This window comes from Rhodococcus sp. PAE-6, from assembly GCF_025290685.1.
Taxonomy (GTDB): Bacteria; Actinomycetota; Actinomycetes; order Mycobacteriales; family Mycobacteriaceae; genus Rhodococcus; species Rhodococcus pyridinivorans.
Window position 1 is genome coordinate 1 of sequence record NZ_JAOCLZ010000023.1, and the last position, 17,598, is coordinate 17,598.

Consider the following 17,598-nt stretch of genomic DNA (forward strand, 5'->3'; position numbering starts at 1 on the left):
CAACCGCTACAGTGAACCCTGCTCACGGGTGGGCACTTCCACCGAGCACAGTTGAGCACTTTCGATGAGCCTCATCAGCCACGCACGAGACCGAGTTCGTAGTCCTTGACTGCGGCACAGGCAACGGCGATGCGCAGGTGATACGGGCGGACATCGCCAGCGGCAGCAGCATCCAGGCAGTGGCCGGTCTCGTGCAACCACGCAGTGTCGACCTCGATCAGGACGGGAACATCCTCGTTGCAGAGGCGGGTATCGGGGACGGCAATTCGACACTAGTGACAGTTGCGCGCGACGGGACGCGGACAGACACGGCGGTTCCCGGATTCGATGCGTTGGGTGTTGCAGCTGCGGCCGACGGGACACCAGTGCTCGCCGGCGCAGCGGGCAATACCCCCCAGGTCATTCGTCTTGCGGCGGATGGAACGCGAACCGTGGTGCCTGTCGCTGGTCTGGTCTATTCGACCGGTGTGGCCGTCGACCCGACCGATGCCATCACGGTGTCGTATCTCGAGGGGAGCAGCACTACGTCGGCGAGCCACGTCGTACGGCTCGTCCCGAATCCCGCGCCCGAACCGGAGCCGGAGCCGGTTCCCCAGCCTGCGCCGGGGTTCGGAAGTAGCGGCAGCAGCGGATAGCGGAACGAATGCACCATTGAAACCGCGCCGGGAGGGTCGGAAAGGGCCGGCCCTCCGGAGCGTGGGACCGAAGCTCGGATGGTGCGTTCAAGCAGATAGCTCCTGAAGAACGGAGCGCTCTCATCGAGGACGGGCCCGCCCAGACGACCCGAAACTGATCGAAGCGTTCGACTTCGTGCGCTGGCGGCTCTCCATGCTGCGGCGCATGTGTGCCCAACGTAGCCCGCTGTCCCGCCGCTGATGTTATGCGGTTGGCACTGCGGTGTCGTACCTAAGCGGCCGGTGAATGTTGTAGTGCTCAAGTGGGGTCATGTCGAGTTCCTCAAGCTCACCCGTAGCGCGCCGGACCCAGTGCTTACCATCTCGGTCTGTAAAGGCGACTTCGACCCCCAGTTGACCCTGCATGGGAGAATTGTCGGCACTCTTCAACTCGACGATGAATCGGCCTGGCGGCAAGTTCTGTACCACAGTCCTGATCGAGTAAATGCTGAATCCGCTGTCGGCCATGCTGTTGGCGTAGGACTCAGCTTCTTCACCGGTGCGGAAGGCGGCACCCTGAACCCATACCAGGAATGCGACGACGTTGTATACAGGCTCATTCGAAGAATTGCCCAAGTACACCCCAACGTTGTTCGCCTCGGCGAACGTACGAGTCCTGGACGGTGGTGGGTCCCCGATCCACGCGTAAACGCGCTGAGCTTGACTCCGTACCCGCTCGCGCTCTTCGGCGCGCCGCTCCTCCTCGGTCGCAGCAGCGAGGGCGCGCGACTTCTTCGCTTCCTCAAGCGTGCCGTGCACCGCCCAGATCAGGGTTCCGATGGTGCCGAGTGCACCAAGCACAACACCGATCGAACCTACCCAGGTAGCCAAGTCACCGCTCTCCATGGCGTCCTTCCAAGGTCGAGAAACGATCATGCTATGCCGGGACCCGATGCTAGAGCACTGCGGCCCTGCACCCATCGACGAATGTCTGTATCCACGTAGTTGTGTGGACCCCGGCTAATCGGGTGGAAATGATCGTGCGTTCACTGATATTGGCCCAATCTGGCGGCCCGAACGTGTTGTCCAACGGAAGTGCTGAATGCGGGGGTCGGTTCGCTGAGGTCGCTTCCGTGCCCACGAATTGCCCACACTCATGCCTCGGTGAGTGTGAGCGGCCGTGATTGAGCGAGTGCAAAAACTCCTAGTCAGCGGCATACGCACCCGTTGATCTGGGGTTAGTCTAGAGTTCGAAACCCTCCGCGCCCACAATCACATGTAGCGATTCCGGTGGATCCGGCCACCGTCTAGCGGGGTCCGATCCACACAAATCCCCTAGACGTCAGTCGCGCGGTTCCGCCGCGGTGCGGTAGGCGACGTTCAGCAACTCCACGAAGTGGTCGTCGAGTTCGTCGACCGACGAGACGCTCAGCCGGTGCGTCGTCACCGTCCCCTTCTTCGGGAACGCCTCACGCAGCGTCGCGTGGTGGATGCGCCGCGGCAGATCCAGAGCCACCTCGAGACGCGAGGCGTAGACGAACGCCGCCGCGAACGGACGGCCCCGCGACCAGGAGATCTCCGACGCGTGCACACGCTCGGTGACGTCGTCGCCGAGGCCGAGGATCATGGCGCGCACGTGCCGGAACACGTCGACGGCGGCCGGATCCTTGTCGGCCAGGTAGTCGTCGACGGTCGCGTACATCGGGAGCTCCTCGAATCGGGGCAGGGTGGTCGGCTCGGTCACCGCGGCCGGCCGTATCGATCGGCGAGCTTCTCGCTCGCGGTGCGCGGTGCCGCTTCCGCCGGGGCCTCGGCTGCGTCACCACCGTCTTGCGAACCCTTGGACTTCCTACGCTCCCGCAGCTCGGCCCACACGAAATAGCCCAGACCCAGCGGAGCCATGATCCCGAACGCCAGCCACTGCAGGCCGTACGACAGGTACGGGCCCGAATCGAGCTGGGGGAGCGGGATCACGCCGAGACCGCCGGGCTGGTCGGCGTCGAGCTGCAGGTAGACGTCCTCGAGATCAAGACCAGTGACGGATGCGACCTGCGGGGCGTCGATGAAGTAGACCTGCTGGTAGCCGTCGTCGACGAAGGGGGCTTTGTCCTCGACCGTTCCCTCGGACATCCGGATGCGGGCGTCGAGCGTGACGGGGCCGGACGGCGCGGGCGGGATCTCGGGGATCTCGGTGCCGCGGACCGGCCGCACGTACCCGCGGTTGACGAGGATCGTTCCGCCGGAATCGAGTGCGAACGGAGTCAGCACCTCGTAGGCCGGCTGCGACTCGACGCTGCGCAACCGCACGAGCACATCAGACTCGGGCAGATAGGAGCCCTGCGCGAGCGCACGGCGCCACTCGTCCTCGATGGTCGGACCGTCGCCGCCCAGTAGTTCACCGACGGGAACCGGATCCTGTGCCATCGACGCAGCGATGCGACCGTTGCGGTCCTCGGTGCTCGTGTTCTTACCCAGCTGCCACGGCGCGAGGACCGTGAAGCACGCGTAGGCGAAGCCGACGACCACCAGTGCCAGGACCAGCCAGCCGGGGCGTAGGAGAAATGTCAATCGGCGCACAGATCCACGGTAGCCGGTGAGGTGCGTCTCACTGCTGCCGCACCCGCTCGAGCAGGCCCGGAACGGCGGCTTCGATCTGCTCGCGGACCTGCTCGAACTCGTCGAGAGAGTCGTAGTACGGATCGGGCACGGAATCGTCGTCGGCGTCGGGATCGAACGAACGCAGCAGCACACGGCGATCGGACGGGACACCGAGCTGCGCCAGCGCCCGCTCGTGAGTGGTGGTCATGGCGACGACGAGGTCGGCCGCCAGGTGCTCGGCACCGAGCTTCGCCGCGCAGTGACCGGTGGGATAGCCGTGCCGCTGCAGCACCGCATCGGTGCGCGGATCCGCCTCGGACCCGACGTGCCAGCCGTGCGTGCCGGCGCTGCTCACCCGGACGCGCTCGTCGAGTCCCTCCCGCCGCAGGCGCTCGGCGAAGATCTTCTCGGCCATCGGCGACCGGCAGATGTTGCCGGTGCACACGAAGGTCACGTGGAAGCGGTCGTCAGCGTCCACCCGTGAGTACCTCCCGAAGTTCCTCGACCGAGGCGGTCGTCCGCGCCGCCGCACGACCCTCGGTCTCGGTCCCGTAACCCCACTCGACGAAGACCGTGGGGATGCCGAACCGGCCCGCACCGTGGATGTCGTGCTCGCGGTCGCCCACCATCACCACACCGGTCGTGCCGCCCGCCTCGGCATCCTGCGGATCGATCCCGAGAGCGGCGAGGCTGTGCGCGACGACCTCCCACTTGTGCCGCCGGGCGCCGTCGTCGCTCGCACCCCCGATGAACTCGAAGTATCCGGTCAGACCGAAGTGGTCGAGGATCCGTTCGGCGAACGTCTGGGACTTCGACGTCGCCACCGCCAGGCGGCTACCTGCCTCACGGACGGCCTCGAGCACCGCTTCGATGCCGTCGAAGACCGCGTTCTCCGCCCAGCCGGTGGCGGAGTAGTAGTCCCGGTAGGCCGCGAGTCCCGCAGCGACCTGCTCCTCGTCGAGCCCGAGATTCTGCAGGGTGTCGCGCATGGGCGGTCCGAGCAGCCACTGCAGGTCGCCGTCCGGTGCCTCGAAGCCGGTCGTCTCGGCGGCGTGGAGGAACCCGTTGATCACCCCGGTCGCGGAATCGGTGAGCGTGCCGTCCAGATCGAAGAGGACGACGGGAGCAGGGAGCACGAGCGGCTGGGTGGCAGCGAGAACGGTCACCGGGCCATTCTCCCCGTTCGTTCGGTCTTCCGCCGCGTAGGGTCGTGCGCGTAGGAGAGAGCGGATCGGCTGGAGGTGGACGTGACGGCGGCGACGCTGCGTGAAGTGATCGACGTTCTGGAGACGGCCTACCCGCCGTCGCTGGCGGAGAGCTGGGACTCGGTGGGACTCGTCGCCGGCGACCCCGACGAGCCGGTGCGCAAGGTGCTGCTCGCCGTCGACGCGACCGCGGCTGTCGTCGACGAGGCGATCGAATGGGGCGCGCAACTGCTGCTGGTGCACCACCCGCTGCTGCTGCGCGGAGTCGACACGGTGGGCGCGCACACCCCCAAGGGCGCGCTGATCCACCGCCTCATCCGCGGCGGCTGCGCTCTGTTCACCGCGCACACCAACGCCGACCGTGCGAACCCCGGTGTCTCGGACGCCCTCGCCGGGGCGCTGGGCCTGACCGGCCTGCGACCGCTCGAGGCCAAGCCCGAACCCGCGACCGACAAGTGGGTCGTCATGGTGCCGTCCGACGCCGCCGACACGGTGCGCGCGGGACTGTTCGCAGCGGGCGCGGGTGCCCTCGGCAACTACCGCGAATGCTGCTGGTCGACCACGGGCACCGGCCAGTTCCGCCCGGTCGACGGCGCGGACCCGGCCGTCGGCTCGGTCGGCGACCTCGAACGCGTCCCCGAGGACCGGATCGAGGTCATCGCGCCGCGCCGGTCGCGCGCGGCGGTACTCGCGGCCCTGCGCGACGCGCACCCGTACGAGGAACCGGCCTTCGACATCATCGAACTCGCCGACCTGCCGAGCGATCGCGGGCTCGGCCGGGTGGGGGAGCTGCCGCAGACCCGCACGTTGCGCGAGTTCACCGCCGACGTCGCCGCCGCGCTGCCGGCCACCGAATGGGGTGTGCGCGGTGCGGGCGACCCCGACCGGCCGGTGCGGACCGTGGCGGTGTGCGGCGGATCCGGTGATTCTTTCCTCGGGCTCGCCACCGCGCAGGGGGTCGACGTCTACGTCACCGCCGACCTGCGGCACCATCCCGCCGACGAGCATCTGCGCGCCGGAGGTCCCGCGCTGGTGGACGTCGCGCACTGGGCGAGCGAGTACCCGTGGTGCGCGCAGGCCCGCGACGTCCTCGATAGGGCGTTCGCCGATCGGGACGGCTGGCAAGCGCGGGTCAGCGAGTTGCGCACCGATCCCTGGACGACCGCGGCGGGCGCGGTACGGTAATCAGCTACGACACGTCCCGCGTGGCCGCCGACTCCCGGTCCACCGACACACCATCGAAAGCAGGAACCACCCGAGTGAACGTCGAACCCACCGTGCAGGCCAAGCTGCTGTCCCTCGCCGCCGTGGACGCAGAGCTGAACCGCCTCGCGCATCGCCGTCGGACACTGCCCGAACAGCAGGAGGTGGACCGCCTGCAGACCGAGCGCAACGCGCGCAAGGACGCCGCGGTGGCAGTCGAGATCATCCTCGACGACCTCGACCGGGACATCCGGAAGCTCGAGGGCGAGATCGAGGCCGTGCGCATGCGCGCCGACCGCGACCGGTCGATGCTCCAGAGCGGCTCGGTGGGATCGAAGCAGCTCACCGAACTGCAGCACGAGCTCACCAGCCTCGAGCGTCGCCAGGCGGCACTCGAGGACGACCTGCTCGAGGTCATGGAGCGTCGTGAGGCGTCGAAGGCCGACCACGACCACGCCGGTGCGCGGGTCTCGCAGGTCGACGACCAGCTCGGCGACGCCGTCCGGGCCCGCGACGAGGCGCTCGCCGACATCGAGGTGGCCGAGCAACGGTGCCGCAGCGACCGCGAGGCACTGCTCGCCGTCTTCCCTACGGAACTGGTGACGCTCTACGAGAAGCAGCGCGAGAAGTCCGGCATCGGCGCCGCACTGCTGCAGGCCCGCCGCTGCGGCGCGTGCCGTCTCGAACTGGACCGCGGTGAGATCGCCCGGATCGCCGCCGCACCCGCCGATCTGCTCGTCCGGTGCCCGGAGTGCGACGCGATCCTGGTCCGCACCAAGGAATCCGGACTGTGACGACGGTCGTCGTCGAAGCGGACGGTGGTTCTCGCGGGAATCCCGGACCGGCCGGTTACGGTGCCGTGGTCTTCGATGCCGACCATCGGACCGTCCTCGCCGAACGCCAGGCGAGCATCGGGCGCGCGACGAACAACGTCGCCGAGTACAAGGGTCTGATCGCCGGTCTCACGGCCGCCGCCGAGCTCGGCGCCGACGAGGTGCACGTCCGCATGGATTCCAAGCTCGTCGTCGAGCAGATGAGCGGACGGTGGCAGGTCAAACATGCCGACATGATCCCGCTGGCCGCGCAGGCACGTGAGCTGGCCGGCCGGTTCCGCAGTGTCGACTTCACGTGGATCCCGCGTGCGGAGAACGCCCACGCCGATCGGTTGGCCAACGCCGCGATGGACGCGGCCGCCGAAGCGCTGCTGGACGTCGCGTCCGACACTGTGACGCGTCCCGTGGCGCCGTCGAATGCGGGGACCGAGAACGTCGCCACCCCGCTGGCCGTGCCTGTGCCCGATCCGGCAGTGCCGCCTTCACCCGGCTGGACCGGTGCGGTCGGGTCACCGACCCGTCTTCTGCTGCTGCGTCACGGGCAGACCTCGCTGTCGGTCGAGCGTCGCTACTCGGGGAGGGGCAACCCGGAGCTGACCGAACTCGGTCGCGACCAGGCGGTCGCCGCGGCCCGGCGACTCGGTGCCCGCGGCGGGATCACCGCCGTGCTGGCGTCACCGCTGGGGCGAGCGCGGGAGACGGCCGCTGCGGCCGCCGACGCCCTCGATCTCCCGGTGACGGTGCACGACGGGCTGATCGAGACGGATTTCGGCGACTGGGAGGGTCTCACCTTCGCCGAGGCCGCGCGTCGCGATCCCGAACTGCACCGCCGCTGGCTCGGCGACACCTCCGTGCGACCCCCGAACGGCGAGAGCTTCGACGAGGTCGCCAAGCGGATCGCCTCGGTACGCGACGACCTGCTGACCGACTACGCCGGCTCGACCGTGCTGGTCGTCTCGCACGTCACGCCCATCAAGACGTTCCTGCAGATGGCGCTCGAGTCCGGCCCGTCGCTGCTGTACCGCCTGCACCTGGATCTCGCGTCGCTCAGCATCGCCGAGTTCTACGCGGACGGCGGCTCGTCCGTGCGGCTCGTCAACGACACCTCGCACCTGTGAACCCGTAGCGGTCGCGAAACGACAAGTGGCCGCGCAGACATGTCGGGGGGTTGCCTGCGCGGCCACTCATCAGGTCTATCTGTCGGCCGGCCGAGGGTGTTACACGGTCCCGAGAAATTCTTCCGGCGGGATGTCAGGCGGTGCAGCCGGACTGGGATTCCCGGCCGGAGAACCGCTGATCGAGCCAGTCGAGGCCTTCGACGACGGCCGGGAACATGCCGATCAGATGGCCCGTCCCGGTCTTCGTCAGAACGGGTCCGACGTCGTAGCGGCGGTAGGTGACGTCGGCGCCGGCCGAGCACCACTTGTCGACCATGGGGTCGACCCCTTGGACGAGCACGAAGTCGTCGCCCGTGCTCTGCGCCACGAAGACCGGCATTGCCGGGGCGCGGTTGCTGAGTTGCCGCTCGACGACCAGCGACGCCCACGGCTCGTCGCCGAGATGAAACCGTCGACGACCCAGCCGATCCCGCCGGAGAGCAGGGATCCGTCGCCGGCCACGGCGAGGTCGCCCAGGTCGGCGGGCGGTGAACCGGCCACGGCGCCGACCACCGACAGTTCGGGGCGTACGTCGCGGCGAGTTCGGCGGCCGAGGCGGATACCATGCCGCCCTGCGAGTATCCCCAGAACGCGATCGGGCCGTCGGGGTCGAGACCGCTGCGGTACATCACGCGGGTGACGGCCGCGTCGAGGACGGCCGGGGTTTTCGGGACGACGGCGGCGACCGACGATGCGGTGCGCAGGACGTCGCCGAGCGGCGCCGTCTCGAATGCCGGAGGGGACGTGTAGAAGTCGGTATCGGACTCGGCGGTCTCCACCGTCGGTGTGGTCGCGAGGAGTGCAGCCGCGGCGATCGAGGCGAATGCTCCGGTGCGTCTGCGCATCCTGGACCTTCCGGCGGGCCGAATGTCGAGGAGGGACGCTACCTGCAGTCTGTACGCAGGTGCGATGGCCGGCGACGTGCCCTGTCAGGCCAGTCGACGCAGCGTGTTGAGGTTCCGGACGGTCGTCGTCGCCTTGTTCCGGGCCGAACCCGACTGTTTCCCCACGGCACTGTCGAGCGTCGAGCCCTTCACGACCTGCCAGTAGAGGACCCTCTTGCCTACCTCGATGCACTCGAGATTCGGATCGAGATCGTCCGACAGGGCGGCCAGCGATTCGAGTACGGCGGGATCGGAGACGAACACGACGTACGAATGCCGGTCGGCGCGTGCGTCGTCGAAGGGATACGCCTCGACGACCCGCGCGAGATACGACTGCTCGACGACGAAGGTGTAGGCCTCGTAACCGAACCGCTCGGTGAGTGCGGCCTCGATCCGGGCCTTCGCGGTGGCGGGGTCGTCCTCGGAGTCGAAGAGCACGTTGCCGGACGCGAGTACGGTGCGGACGTTCTCGAAGCCGAGGCCGACGAAGACCTTCTTCAGATCGGCCATCCGGATGCGGATGCCGCCGACGTTGATTCCGCGGAGCAGGGCCACGAGTCGCGTCATGAGTGCACCGTAGTTGGCGGCGCCGATACGCCGCGGGATAGTCTGGTCGAGCGAACGAGTCGGCCGGGCGGCCGCGGAGCAGGGAACCGGTACCGGATGGTGCCAGGCCCTGAATCGAGGAAAGTCCGGACTCCACAGAGCAGGGCGGTTGCTAACGGCAACCCGAGGTGACTCGCGGGACAGTGCCACAGAAAGCAAACCGCCTGCCGTACGGCAGGTAAGGGTGAAAGGGTGCGGTAAGAGCGCACCAGCGCCCCGGGTGACCGGGGCGGCTAGGTAAACCCCGCCCGGAGCAAGGTTGAAGGTCGCACCGCGTGCGGTGCGGCTGCGCAGGTGTTCGAGGGCTGCTCGCCCGAGCCTGCGGGTGAACCGCTCGAGGTACCCGGCGACGGTGTGCCCAGATGGATGGTCGCCACCCCGTTTCGGCGGGGGACAGGATCCGGCTTACAGGCCGGCTCGTTCGCCCGGCGTCTCCCGATCCCACCGCGTTGCTACCGGTCGGGTCAGATCGGATAGATGACCAGCAGGTGCGCCCAGTAGGAGGCCGCATCCGGACCCAGCCAGGGCAGCAACGCGTCGTAGAGGATGTAGGACATGGCGTGCTCCTTCGTTCGGACATCGAGCACATGCGCGTTCGGACATCGAGCACATGTGTGCGGCCCGACAGTACCGCGCCACGCCCGCCGACGGGTTGCCCGTACACGAGGACGTCGTTCGGGCACACTGAGACCATGAGCGACGACGGCTGGTACTACGACGTGCGTACGGGGAAGGTCTCCCAGGGCAAGGATCCGCACGCCCTCAACCGCATGGGGCCCTACCCGGATCGGGAGACCGCTCAGCGGGCGCTGGAGATCGCGGCAGAACGGAACAAGGCGGCCGACGCCGCCGACGACGACTGGAAGAACGGCTGAGTCCGACGACGAGCACCCGAACCACCAGGAGTTCACGAGCATCGTGGTGACCACTCCCATCGTCGTCGCGCCCGCGATCGACTTCGCCGACGTGCGCGCCGAGTTCGACCTCGTCGACGAGTTCGCGCCGGAGGCCCTCGCCGAGGCGCGGCGGGCGGCCGACCGCTTCGCGGACGTACGTGAGGACCGCACCGATCTGCCTCTCGTGACCATCGACCCACCCGGATCGATGGATCTCGATCAGGCGCTGCACCTCGAACGCACCGACGACGGTTTCGTGCTGCACTACGCGATCGCCGACGTGTACGCACTCGTCGAACCGGGCGGCGCTCTCGACGCCGAGACACATCGTCGCGGGCAGACCTTCTACCTGCCCGACGGCTCGGTTCCGCTGCATCCACGCGAAGTGTCCGAGGGCACGGCGAGCCTGCTGCCGGACGTCGTCCGCCCCGCGGCGCTGTGGCGGATCGAGACCGACCACGGCGGGGAGCCCGTCGCGGTGAGCGTGCGGCGTGCGCTCGTCCGGTCGGTCGCGCGCATGGACTACGCCGGAGTGCAGCGCGACGCCGACGCGGACAGGTTGCATCCGTCCGTCGAGGCGTTGCCCGACTTCGGCCGGTTGCGCTCGGCCGCGGCGCTCGCGCGCGGCGCGATCGAACTGCGTCTGCCCACGCAGGACGTCGTGCCGCACGGCGCCGGCTGGAGGCTGCAGATCGAACCGCGGACCGAGGCCGACGAGTGGAACTCCGAGATCTCGCTACTCACCGGAATGTGCGCCGCGCAGATGATGATCGACGCCGGGGTCGGTCTGCTGCGCACCCTTCCCGCCGCCGATCCCGCGGCGGTCGACGGGCTGCGTCGCACCGCTCGGTCGTTGGACGTGCCGTGGCCGCCGGAGATGGGAGTCGGGTCCTTCCTCGCCGGACTCGACGCCCACGATCCGCGCACGCTCGTGTTGATGAGCGAAGCGCCGACGCTACTGCGCGGGGCGTCCTACGCCGCCTTCGACGGTGAACTGCCCGAGACCATCCTGCACGGAGCGATCGGCGCGCCCTACGCGCATGTCACCGCGCCGTTGCGCCGGTTGTCCGACCGATACGCCACCGAGGTGTGCCTCGCGGTGTCGTCGGGCCTGCCCGTCCCGGAGGCGGTGCGCGCCGAACTGTCCGCGATGCCGAAGATCATGTCGTCGACCGATTCGCTCGCCGGCAAGGTGAACCGCGCGTGCATCGACCTGACCGAGGCCGTCGTGCTCGCGCCACGGGTGGGGGAGACCTTCGAGGCGACGGTCCTGAAGGAAGCCACCGAGCGGCGCGACGCGGAGGTGTTCGTCGCCTCCGAGACCGTCATCGGCCCGTGCGGCGGGGCACCGGAGGAGGGCAGCACGGTGCGGGTGCGGCTCACCCTCGCCGACCCGCAGGCACGCAAGATCCGTTTCGACCATGATCGGTGAGACGCCGCGGCGGCGGCGACGGCCGGTCGCTGCCGTCCTCACCGTCGCGGTCGCGTTGTGCGCGGTGCTCGCGGTGCTCGTGTGGTGGATCCTGCCGAACCGGCTGTTCCCGTGGGACAGCGCGGCATTCCCCGAGATCGACACCTCGGCGTTGACACCGACGCAGGTGCGGATCGTCGAACTGCTCGAGGAGCAGCACGAGGCGCAGAATCCCGGCACGTTCTACTCGGAGGGTGTCCGCGAACCGTGGTGCGCCGACTTCGTCAGCTGGATCATGCGGGAAGCCGGTGTGCCGCTGTCCAATCCGCATTCGGGCCACTGGCGGATCCCCGGCGTGTTCACGCTCGGTGAGTTCTACGAGCAAGCCGACCGCTACGAACCGGCGGGCACGGGGTACCGGCCGGAGGTCGGCGATGTGGTGCTGTACCACAACAGGATCGGCGTCGGTCAGCGCGAGCACACGAACATCGTCGTCGCCGTCGACGGTGATTCCGCGATCACCGTCGGCGGCAACGAGATGGGCCGGATCCGCGTCCACGAACTCGACGTGACCGGGGACGACGCGGTGGTCGGCTTCGGGCGGCTGCCGGGCTGATCCTGGGTCAGCGGAACATGTCGGTGGCCTCGACGAGCCGGTGCACGATTCCCGGTTCGGTCGCCGCATGGCCCGCGTCGTCGACGATGTGCAGGCGGGAGGACGGCCACGCCTCGTGCAGGTCGTGCGCGCTGCGCGCCGGGCACACCACGTCGTAGCGGCCCTGCACGATCACCCCGGGGATGTTGCGCAGCAGATGCGCGTCGCGCAGGAGTGCGCCCTCGTCGAAGAAGCCACGGTGGTGGAAGTAGTGGTTCTCGATGCGCGCGAAGGCCAGCGCGAAACGGGGTTCGGCCGTCTCCGCGACGCGATCCGGGTTCGGCAGCAGTGAGCTCGTGGCGCCCTCCCAGGTGGACCACGCGATCGCCGCGTCCAGAGCGACGTCCGGATCGGTCGAGTGCAGCAGACGGTGGTAGACGTCCACGGGATGCTCGCCCCGCCCGGCGGCCGCAAGCGGAGCGCAGAATCCCTCCCACGCCTCGGGGAACAGCTGCCCGGCGCCACCGTTGTAGTACCAGTCGATCTCGCTGCGGCGCAGCAGGAAGATCCCGCGCAGGACGAGTTCGGTGACGCGCTCCGGGTGCCGCTGGGCGTAGGCGAGGGCGAGCGTCGAGCCCCAGGACCCGCCGAAGACCATCCACCGGTCCACACCGAGGAAGGTGCGCAACCGCTCGATGTCGGCGACCAGATGGTCGGTGGTGTTGACCGACAGGTCGGCGCCGTCGGCCACGTGGGGCTGCGACCGGCCGCAGCCGCGCTGGTCGAACAACACGATCCGGTAGGCGCCCGGATCGAAGAAGCGCCGGTGCAGGGGTGCGGTGCCGCCACCCGGACCACCGTGGAGGAAGACCACGGGCTTGCCTTGCGGGTTGCCGCTGACCTCCCAGTACAGCTGCTGGCCGTCACCGACGTCGAGCATGCCCGTCTCGTGCGGCTCGATCGGCGGATACAGTTCGCGTCGCTCCACGGGTCAGAACCCGACGAGACCCGACGCGAGATCGGGAATGTCGAGGCCGCGCAGGGCCTCCTCGCGCACCTGCGGGCACTGCGAGGAGGTCGCCGCGTCGATGCGGCCCCGGTCGCCCGCGAGCACGACGAGATCGACACCGTTCGCCGCACCCCATTCACCGACGAGGATGTTGAGGCCGCCGCGACCCACCGACGGGGTGTAGGTGCGCCAGTTCGACAACTGACCTTCGAGACGAGCACACAGGTCGGCGGTCTGCGCTTCGGTGAAGCCCCCGGCTCCGGCTTCCGAGGGTGAGCCTGCCGCGGACGGCGAACGCGTGGGCTCCGTCGACCGCGACGTCTCGACCGTGGCGTCGGTCGACGTTCCGCTGGGTGCCGGATCCTGAGCCGGTGCGCAGCCGACGAGAACACCGGCCAGTGCGGCGGTGACGGCGGGGACGAGACTGAAGCGGAGCTGCATGGACACCTCGTGGTTTCGTACGGTCGGGTCGTCGTCGAGTCTGCCACCGATCCGGAAGGTGCCCGAAGAATGCGACGGGCACCACCGAACTCGTCGATGGTGCCCGTCGTCGCAGATCCTCAGAAGGAGTGCTCGGGCCCCGGGAAGGTGCCCTGCCCGACCTCTGCTGCGTACTGTGTTGCGGCGCGGCGCAGTTCGTCGCCGACCTGCCCGAACTTCTTGACGAACTTCGCGGTCTTGCCGCTGGTGTAGCCGGCCATGTCCTGCCAGACGAGCACCTGCGCGTCGCACTCGTTGCCCGCGCCGATGCCGACGGTGGGGATGCTCAGCTTGCGGGTGACCTGCCCGGCCAGCTCGGCCGGCACCATTTCCATCACGACGGAGAAGGCACCTGCCTCCTGGACGGCGATCGCGTCGGCGACGAGCTGCTCGGCGCCGTCGCCGCGGCCCTGCACGCGGAACCCGCCGAGCGTGTTCACGGACTGCGGGGTGAAGCCGATGTGGGCCTGCACGGGGATGCCGGCGGCGGTGATCGCGGCGATCTGTGGAGCCATCCGCTCGCCGCCCTCGAGCTTCACCGCGTGGGCGCCGCCTTCCTTCATGAACCGCACGGCGGTGGCGAGGGCCTGTTCGGGCGAGGCCTCGTACGAGCCGAACGGCAGGTCGGCGACGACGAGCGCGTGCGGAGCACCGCGCACGACGCCGCGGACGAGGGGGAGGAGTTCGTCGACGGTCACGGGCACCGTGGTGTCGTAGCCGTAGACGACGTTGGCTGCGGAATCGCCCACGAGCAGGACCGGGATACCGGCCTCCTCGAAGATGCGGGCGGAGGAGTAGTCGTAGGCCGTCAACTCTGCCCAGCGGCGGCCTTCGGCCTTCATCGCCTGCAGGTGATGGACTCGCGTCTTGCGCTTGGGGGTGTCTGCAGGGGCTGCGGCGGAGGCCGCGCCACCGTATACGGACGTCATGTTCTCGGACATCACTGTCCCTTTCTTCCTCGAGGCCCTCGGGGTCCCCGGGTCGGGTGATGACTGTCTCAGTCTGCCACTCGGGTTCGGACGGACGAAGGCCGCGCAGCGGTGCGATTCGTCACACCGCACGACCGCTCGGAAGGGAGCGCAGGTCGTGCCGCTGCAGGCCGACCGGGGCGTGGCACGATCGGATCGTGCCCCACCCTGCTCGCGCGCGCATCCGTCGTCTGTCCCTCCTGACGCTCGTGGCCGCCGCCGCGGCGACCGCGTGTGGTGACACCGCGCAGGAAAAGCGACAGCCGTCGGCGGTCGGAGTCGTCCCGGGACTCGAGCGGTTCTACGAGCAGGACGTCGACTGGGAGTCGTGCGGGTCGTACGGCGCGGACGGGCCGATGATGGTGCGGCAGGGTGTCGAGTGCGCACGCGTCGAGGTTCCCCTCGACTACGAGGACCCGAACGGCGAGGTGATCACCCTCGCGGTGTCGCGACTGCCCGCCGGCGGCGACCGGATCGGTTCCCTGCTCGTCAACCCCGGCGGCCCGGGCGCCTCGGGACTGTCCACCGCGCTCGCCGCCGACGGCACCGTCCTCGCCGACCGCTTCGACGTGGTCGGCTTCGACCCCCGCGGTGTCGGATCGTCCGAACCGGCGGTCCGCTGCCTCACCGATGCCGAGTTCGACGCCGACCGCGCTGTGGACGACGGGGACACGAGCCCCGAGGGCATCGCCGCGACGGAGAAACGCAATCGTGAGTACGCGGAGTTGTGCGCCGAACGCAACGGCACGGATCTGCTCGCGCACCTCGGCACCCGAGAGGTCGTGCAGGACATGGACGTCCTCCGCGGGGTCCTCGGGGACGACGCATTGACCTATCTCGGCTATTCCTACGGAACCCGGCTCGGCACCCTCTACGCCGAGGCCTTCCCTGGCCGGGTGCGGGCGATGGTGCTCGACGGCGCGATCGATCCGGAGCAGGACCCGGTCGAGGAGATCGTGCTGCAGGCCGAGGGTTTCCAGAAGGCGTTCGACGAGTTCGCGGTGTACTGCGCGCAGTACGCCGGGTGCCCGCTCGGCAGCGATCCGGCTCGGGCAGCGGAGCGGTTCCGTACGCTCGTCGACCCTCTGCTCGACGCTCCGGCACCCACCACCGATCCGCGCGGGTTGAGCCACCGCGACGCCATCACCGGTGTGCAGCAGGGCCTGTACTCGCCGACCCTGTGGGGTTCACTGCGCGGCGGGCTGGAGTCGCTCGCGACGACCGGCACGGGCGACACCCTGCTGCGACTCGCCGACCTCTACGAGGGTCGCGGTGAGGACGGCACCTACAGCAACATCACCGACGCGTTCAACGCCGTCCGGTGCGTCGACGACCCGCCGGTGACCGACCGCGCCCTCGCGGGCGAACTCGACATGCGGTTCCGCACGGCGGCGCCCTTCCTCGACGACGGCCGCGGCACCGGATCGGCGGCCCTGGACGTGTGCGCCTTCTGGCCCGTTCCGGCCACGGGGGAGCCGCACACCCCCGATGTCCGCGATCTGCCGCCCGTGCTCGTGGTCTCGACGACCGGTGATCCGGCGACGCCCTACGATGCGGGAGTCGAACTGGCAGCCCGGCTCGGTGGTGTCCTGGTGAGCTTCGAGGGCACGCAGCACACCGTCGTCCTGGACGGCAACGCATGCGTCGACACCGCTGTGACCAGCTATCTTGTGGATTCGACGGTGCCGGAAAACGATCCTCACTGCTGACCGTCGACGAACGTGAGCGACACGCCATCCGCAAGTGGCACCTGATGTAACACGGAATTAACGGATTGTGCCTAGTCTCGCGAGTATGGATCGCCAGAAGGAGTTCGTGCTCCGCACCCTCGAAGAGCGCGACATTCGGTTCGTGCGCCTGTGGTTCACCGACGTCGTCGGCACCCTCAAGTCGGTGGCGATCGCGCCGGCCGAACTCGAAGGAGCCTTCGAGGAGGGCATCGGTTTCGACGGCTCGGCCATCGAAGGCTTCTCCCGGATCTCCGAAGCCGACATGGTCGCGCGTCCCGACGCCACCACTTTCCAGGTGCTGCCCTGGGTCGACGATCGGGGTCACCAGTACTCGGCCCGGATGTTCTGCGATATCACCATGCCCGGCGGCACCCCCAGCTGGGCCGACCCCCGCCACGTGCTGCGCCGCCAGCTCAACAAGGCCTCCGATCTCGGCTTCAGCTGCTACGTGCACCCCGAGATCGAGTTCTTCCTCGTCGAGGACGGCCCCGAGGGGAGCGCCCCGGTCCCGGCCGACATCGGCGGCTACTTCGACCAGTCCGTGCACCGCTCGGCCCCGCACTTCCGGCGTCACGCCATCGACGCTCTCGAGTCCATGGGCATCTCGGTGGAGTTCAGCCACCACGAGACCGCGCCCGGCCAGCAGGAGATCGACCTGCGCTACGCCGACGCGCTGTCCATGGCCGACAACGTCATGACCTTCCGCTACGTGGTCAAGGAGATCGCGATGCAGGAGGGCGTGCGGGCCACCTTCATGCCCAAGCCCTTCCGCGACCACGCCGGCTCCGCGATGCACACCCACATGTCGCTGTTCGAGGGCGAGACCAACGCCTTCCACGACCCCGACGACCCGCTGCAGCTCTCGGCGACCGGCAAGGCGTTCATCGCCGGTGTCCTCGAGCACTCCAACGAGATCAGCGCCGTCACCAACCAGTGGGTCAACTCCTACAAGCGTCTCGTGCACGGGGGAGAGGCACCCACGGCCGCGTGCTGGGGCCCGTCGAACCGGTCCGCGCTCGTGCGCGTCCCGATGTACACGCCGAACAAGGCATCGTCGCGTCGCGTGGAGATCCGCACCCCCGACTCGGCGTGCAACCCCTACCTGACCTTCGCAGTGCTGCTCGCGGCCGGTCTGCGCGGCATCGAGAAGGGCTACGAGCTCGCCCCCGAAGCAGAGGACGACGTGTGGTCGCTGACCTCCGCCGAGCGTCGCGCCATGGGCTACCGCGAACTGCCTACCGATCTCGACATCGCGCTGCGCGAGATGGAGAAGTCCGAACTCGTCGCCGAAACCCTCGGTGAGCACGTCTTCGACTACTTCCTGCGCAACAAGTGGCGGGAGTGGGAGAACTACCGCAGCCAGGTCACCCCCTTCGAACTCGAGCAGTACCTGGGGTTGTAAGCGACGA

19 protein-coding genes, 1 other RNA gene and 1 pseudogene are annotated in these 17,598 nt (G+C 68.8%); 10 read left to right on the forward strand and 11 right to left on the reverse strand.

Annotated features, from left to right (window positions below; genetic code table 11):
- Nucleotides 1-179 precede the first annotated feature (179 nt).
- Complete coding sequence (locus NVV99_RS24180; RefSeq protein ID WP_260783154.1) at nt 180-635, forward strand: hypothetical protein; 456 nt, start codon at nt 180-182, stop codon at nt 633-635.
- Between the two features lie 243 nt (nt 636-878).
- Here NVV99_RS24180 and NVV99_RS24185 read toward each other — a convergent pair whose 3' ends face one another.
- The 5 genes from NVV99_RS24185 to NVV99_RS24205 form a co-directional block, all read right to left on the reverse strand.
- Complete coding sequence (locus NVV99_RS24185) at nt 879-1,520, reverse strand: hypothetical protein (protein ID WP_260783155.1); 642 nt, start codon at nt 1,518-1,520, stop codon at nt 879-881.
- Nucleotides 1,521-1,956: 436 nt separating this feature from the next.
- Nucleotides 1,957-2,358 (reverse strand): DUF5655 domain-containing protein, encoded by a 402-nt coding sequence (locus NVV99_RS24190; protein WP_041803395.1) that lies wholly within the window; start codon nt 2,356-2,358, stop codon nt 1,957-1,959.
- Nucleotides 2,355-3,191 (reverse strand): SURF1 family protein, encoded by an 837-nt coding sequence (locus NVV99_RS24195; RefSeq protein WP_024101328.1) that lies wholly within the window; start codon nt 3,189-3,191, stop codon nt 2,355-2,357. Before NVV99_RS24195 ends, NVV99_RS24190 begins: the two co-directional genes overlap by 4 nt.
- 28 nt (nt 3,192-3,219) lie before the next feature.
- Nucleotides 3,220-3,690, reverse strand: a complete 471-nt coding sequence (locus NVV99_RS24200; protein ID WP_024101327.1) for a low molecular weight protein-tyrosine-phosphatase — start codon at nt 3,688-3,690, stop codon at nt 3,220-3,222.
- A complete protein-coding gene (locus NVV99_RS24205) occupies nt 3,680-4,378 on the reverse strand; it encodes an HAD hydrolase-like protein (RefSeq protein WP_006554430.1) in 699 nt (232 codons plus the stop codon). Before NVV99_RS24205 ends, NVV99_RS24200 begins: the two co-directional genes overlap by 11 nt.
- An 81-nt stretch (nt 4,379-4,459) precedes the next feature.
- Between NVV99_RS24205 and NVV99_RS24210 the strand changes: the two genes are divergently transcribed.
- The 3 genes from NVV99_RS24210 to NVV99_RS24220 all read left to right on the forward strand — a co-directional run bounded on the left by NVV99_RS24210 (nt 4,460) and on the right by NVV99_RS24220 (nt 7,571).
- On the forward strand, nt 4,460-5,602 hold the full coding sequence (locus NVV99_RS24210; RefSeq protein WP_024101326.1) for a Nif3-like dinuclear metal center hexameric protein: 1,143 nt from the start codon (nt 4,460-4,462) through the stop codon (nt 5,600-5,602).
- Between the two features lie 74 nt (nt 5,603-5,676).
- Nucleotides 5,677-6,414, forward strand: a complete 738-nt coding sequence (locus NVV99_RS24215) for a zinc ribbon domain-containing protein (protein ID WP_006554428.1) — start codon at nt 5,677-5,679, stop codon at nt 6,412-6,414.
- Nucleotides 6,411-7,571, forward strand: coding sequence for a bifunctional RNase H/acid phosphatase (locus NVV99_RS24220; RefSeq protein WP_024101325.1), 1,161 nt, complete (start codon nt 6,411-6,413; stop codon nt 7,569-7,571). Before NVV99_RS24215 ends, NVV99_RS24220 begins: the two co-directional genes overlap by 4 nt.
- Before the next feature lie 133 nt (nt 7,572-7,704).
- On the opposite strand, the gene NVV99_RS24225 is transcribed toward NVV99_RS24220, so the two are convergent.
- From NVV99_RS24225 to NVV99_RS24235, 3 genes and pseudogenes are all read right to left on the reverse strand, one after another.
- Entirely contained in the window at nt 7,705-7,938 is a 234-nt protein-coding gene (locus NVV99_RS24225; protein ID WP_242411731.1) for a lipase family protein, read from the reverse strand.
- 131 nt (nt 7,939-8,069) lie between these two features.
- Nucleotides 8,070-8,455, reverse strand: a pseudogene (locus NVV99_RS27170) (lipase family protein); the annotation flags it as partial.
- An 84-nt stretch (nt 8,456-8,539) separates the two neighbouring features.
- Nucleotides 8,540-9,061, reverse strand: coding sequence for a DUF1697 domain-containing protein (locus NVV99_RS24235; RefSeq protein ID WP_019289801.1), 522 nt, complete (start codon nt 9,059-9,061; stop codon nt 8,540-8,542).
- Nucleotides 9,062-9,116: 55 nt separating this feature from the next.
- Between NVV99_RS24235 and rnpB the strand changes: the two genes are divergently transcribed.
- The 4 genes from rnpB to NVV99_RS24255 all read left to right on the forward strand — a co-directional run bounded on the left by rnpB (nt 9,117) and on the right by NVV99_RS24255 (nt 12,023).
- Nucleotides 9,117-9,524, forward strand: an RNA gene (gene rnpB, locus NVV99_RS24240) — RNase P RNA component class A.
- A gap of 268 nt (nt 9,525-9,792) precedes the next feature.
- On the forward strand, nt 9,793-9,975 hold the full coding sequence (locus tag NVV99_RS24245) for a hypothetical protein (RefSeq protein ID WP_006554424.1): 183 nt from the start codon (nt 9,793-9,795) through the stop codon (nt 9,973-9,975).
- 43 nt (nt 9,976-10,018) lie between these two features.
- Nucleotides 10,019-11,428, forward strand: coding sequence for an RNB domain-containing ribonuclease (locus NVV99_RS24250; RefSeq protein WP_024101322.1), 1,410 nt, complete (start codon nt 10,019-10,021; stop codon nt 11,426-11,428).
- Entirely contained in the window at nt 11,418-12,023 is a 606-nt protein-coding gene (locus NVV99_RS24255; protein ID WP_024101321.1) for a CHAP domain-containing protein, read from the forward strand. The genes NVV99_RS24250 and NVV99_RS24255 overlap by 11 nt, the downstream gene beginning before the upstream one ends.
- Before the next feature lie 7 nt (nt 12,024-12,030).
- Here the strand turns inward: NVV99_RS24255 and pip are convergent, their stop codons facing one another.
- The 3 genes from pip to panB all read right to left on the reverse strand — a co-directional run bounded on the left by pip (nt 12,031) and on the right by panB (nt 14,432).
- Complete coding sequence (pip, locus tag NVV99_RS24260) at nt 12,031-12,990, reverse strand: prolyl aminopeptidase (RefSeq protein WP_024101320.1); 960 nt, start codon at nt 12,988-12,990, stop codon at nt 12,031-12,033.
- Nucleotides 12,991-12,993: 3 nt separating this feature from the next.
- Nucleotides 12,994-13,452 carry a hypothetical protein gene (locus tag NVV99_RS24265; protein WP_019289796.1) on the reverse strand — a complete coding sequence of 153 codons (459 nt, stop codon included), beginning with the start codon at nt 13,450-13,452 and terminating at the stop codon, nt 12,994-12,996.
- Between the two features lie 119 nt (nt 13,453-13,571).
- On the reverse strand, nt 13,572-14,432 hold the full coding sequence (gene panB / locus NVV99_RS24270) for a 3-methyl-2-oxobutanoate hydroxymethyltransferase (protein ID WP_024101318.1): 861 nt from the start codon (nt 14,430-14,432) through the stop codon (nt 13,572-13,574).
- A 185-nt stretch (nt 14,433-14,617) separates the two neighbouring features.
- Here panB and NVV99_RS24275 point away from each other — a divergent pair, with 185 nt between their 5' ends.
- Together NVV99_RS24275 and glnA are read left to right on the forward strand one after the other, a co-directional pair.
- Entirely contained in the window at nt 14,618-16,168 is a 1,551-nt protein-coding gene (locus NVV99_RS24275) for an alpha/beta hydrolase (RefSeq protein ID WP_024101317.1), read from the forward strand.
- Between the two features lie 85 nt (nt 16,169-16,253).
- Nucleotides 16,254-17,591: a type I glutamate--ammonia ligase gene (gene glnA, locus NVV99_RS24280; protein WP_024101316.1), complete on the forward strand. Its 1,338-nt coding sequence runs from the start codon at nt 16,254-16,256 to the stop codon at nt 17,589-17,591.
- Nucleotides 17,592-17,598 lie beyond the last annotated feature (7 nt).

What these genes read in the sequence shown, in the direction of transcription:
- NVV99_RS24185 (WP_260783155.1), bottom strand. Translation starts at nt 1,520, where the DNA reads ATGGAGAGCGGTGACTTGGCTACCTGGGTAGGTTCGATCGGTGTTGTG.
- NVV99_RS24245 (WP_006554424.1), top strand. Translation starts at nt 9,793, where the DNA reads ATGAGCGACGACGGCTGGTACTACGACGTGCGTACGGGGAAGGTCTCC.
- NVV99_RS24235 (WP_019289801.1), bottom strand. Translation starts at nt 9,061, where the DNA reads ATGACGCGACTCGTGGCCCTGCTCCGCGGAATCAACGTCGGCGGCATC.
- NVV99_RS24265 (WP_019289796.1), bottom strand. Translation starts at nt 13,452, where the DNA reads ATGCAGCTCCGCTTCAGTCTCGTCCCCGCCGTCACCGCCGCACTGGCC.
- glnA (WP_024101316.1), top strand. Translation starts at nt 16,254, where the DNA reads ATGGATCGCCAGAAGGAGTTCGTGCTCCGCACCCTCGAAGAGCGCGAC.
- panB (WP_024101318.1), bottom strand. Translation starts at nt 14,432, where the DNA reads ATGTCCGAGAACATGACGTCCGTATACGGTGGCGCGGCCTCCGCCGCA.
- NVV99_RS24255 (WP_024101321.1), top strand. Translation starts at nt 11,418, where the DNA reads ATGATCGGTGAGACGCCGCGGCGGCGGCGACGGCCGGTCGCTGCCGTC.